This is a genomic window from Bradyrhizobium sp. CCBAU 11361, from assembly GCF_028128935.1.
Lineage (GTDB): Bacteria > Pseudomonadota > Alphaproteobacteria > Rhizobiales > Xanthobacteraceae > Bradyrhizobium > Bradyrhizobium niftali.
On the sequence record NZ_LBJZ01000104.1, the window covers coordinates 1 to 2,626 of the forward strand.

Here is a 2,626-nt window from a genome sequence, read left to right on the forward strand (position 1 = left end):
TGGGCCGAGCTTCTGGGACTGGAGCGGGTCGGACGTCACGACCACTTTTTCGAACTGGGCGGCCACTCACTGCTGGCCGTGCAGCTGATAGAGCGGCTGCGGCGGCTGTCGCTCGGGGTGGAGGTGCGCACCCTGTTCGCCAGGCCGGTGCTTTGCGATCTGGCCGCAAGCCTTGGCAGCCAGCGCGAGGTGGCGGTGCCCGCCAACCTGATCGACGAGCACAGCACGGCGATCATGCCGCGGATGCTGCCGCTCATCGAGCTGACGCAGGAAGAGATCGACCGGATCGTCACCACGGTGCCGGGCGGGGTCGCCAACATCCAGGACATCTATGGCCTGTCGCCGCTGCAGGACGGCATTCTGTTCCATCATCTTCTGGCCAGCCGGGGCGATCCCTATCTGCTGGTCAGTCAAATGGCGTTTGCCAAGCGTGAGCTGTTGGATGGCTATCTTGGTGCGGTTCAAGAGGTGGTGGATCGCCACGACATTCTGCGCACGGCCTTTGTCTGGGAGGGTCTGTCGAGCCCGGCGCAGGTGGTGTGGCGCAAGGCGGCCTTGGATGTGCTCGAGGTCGAGCTGGACGAGAATGGCGGTTCCGGTCACGAGCAGCTGAAGCGGCGGTTCGATCCGCGTCAGTACCGCATCGATCTTGGTCGGGCGCCCTTGATGCGCTTCGTGATCGCGCGCGAGCCGGGCAGCGGGCGCTGGCTGCTGCTGGAGTTGCTGCATCATCTGATAGGGGATCACACGACGCTGGAAGTGATGCATGCCGAGGTGCGGGCCGTGCTGGCAGGGCGGGCCTATGAACTGGCCGTACCGCAGCCGTTCCGCAATCTGGTGGCGCAGGCGCGGCTTGGCATGGATGCCAAGGCGCATGAAGCGTTCTTCCAGGAGATGCTGGGCGACATTGACGAGCCAACGCTGCCGTTCGGGCTTCGCGAGGTGCATGGCGACGGCAGCGGGATCGGCGAGGTGCATCGGATGCTTCCGCGGGCGCTCAACGATCGGCTGCGCGCTCAGGCGCGGCGGCTCAGGGTGAGCCTTGCGAGCCTGTGCCATCTGGCCTGGGGGCAAGTGGTGGCGCTGAGCAGCGGCCGAGAGCAGGTGGTGTTCGGCACGGTGCTGTTTGGCCGCATGCATGCGGGTGCGGGTGCCGACCGTGCGATGGGCCTGTTCATCAACACCCTGCCTGTGCGGCTCGACCTCGACGGAGCCGGAGTCGAGGCGAGCGTGCAGGCCACGCATGCGCGGCTTTCCGAGCTGCTGGCGCACGAGCATGCCTCGCTTGCGCTGGCGCAACGCTGCAGCGGCGTTGCGGCGCCGGCGCCGCTGTTCAGCGCGCTGCTGAACTACCGCCACAACACGCCGGCGGCCAAATCCGGTTCTGGAACGGATGATGTCCTGGCCGGCATCGAACGGCTGAGCGGGGAAGAGCGCACCAATTATCCGTTGACGCTATCGGTTGAGGATTTTGGCGAGGCGCTCGGCCTGACGGCGCAGGTGGCGGAGCCAATCTCTGCGGATCGGGTCTGCGGCTACATGCAGCGGGCGCTCGAGCAGCTGGCAGATGCATTGGAGCAGGCTCCCGACAGACCGGTGTGGGAGCTGGACATCTTGCCGGCCGACGAACGCAGCTATCTGCTGGAGGAGCTGAACCGGACGGCGGCGGCCTATCCGTCGCAGCGGTGCATCCACGAACTGTTCGAGCAACAGGTGCAAAAGGCGCCGGATGCGGTGGCGGTAGTCTGCGAGGACGAGCGCCTGAGCTATGGCGAGCTCAATGCGCGGGCCAACCGCCTAGCGCATCATCTGATCGCCTTCGGGGTCAAGCCGGACCAGCCGGTGGCGATCTGCCTGGAGCGCAGCCCGGCGATGGTGGTGGGAGTTTTGGCGATCCTCAAGGCGGGAGGGGCCTATCTGCCGCTGGACCCGGCCTATCCCAGCGCGCGGCTGCGGCAGGTGCTCGAGGATGCGGCGCCGCGGCTGCTGCTTTGCGATGCATCCGGCCGCGCCGCGCTGGGCGCCGAGGCGCTGGCCGATGTCGGCGTGGTCGATCTGGATATGGCCACCCCGGCCTGGGCGGAACGGCCGGCTTCGGACCCGAACCCGCGCGCGCTGGGCCTCACCTCACGTCATCTCGCCTATGTCATCTATACCTCAGGCTCAACCGGCACCCCAAAGGGCGTCATGGTCGAGCATCGGGGATTGGTCAATCTGGTGTTGGCTCAGGTCGGTCTTTTTGGCGCTTCTTCCAAAAGCCGAGTGGTGCAGTTCGCCTCCGTTGGGTTTGATGCAAGCGCTTGGGAGCTTCTTATGGCGTTTGGCTCTGGAGCCGCATTGCACTTGCCTGCGGACGAGATCCGTCAAGCGAGTAACAAGCTATCGGATTATCTCCGAAGCGAAGACATCACCCATGCGACGTTACCCCCAGCCTTGCTTCAGGCAAGCAAGACGCTGGAATGTTTGGCTTCGCAAGTTCTCATTCTTGCTGGAGAACTGCCGAAAGCTGAACTCATCCGAAGTCTGGCCTCGGCAGCAATTGTCAACGCTTATGGCCCGACCGAAGCAACTGTCTGCGCGACGGTCTGGAATTGCCCGGCTGATTTTAATGGGTCAGTGGTCCCGA

The 2,626-nt window shown here is 65.0% G+C and carries 1 protein-coding gene; it reads left to right on the top strand.

The features are described 5' to 3' along the window. Nucleotides 1-2,626, top strand: a 2,626-nt coding sequence (locus XI08_RS10105) for an AMP-binding protein (RefSeq protein ID WP_271574303.1), incomplete at both ends; no start/stop codon positions are given.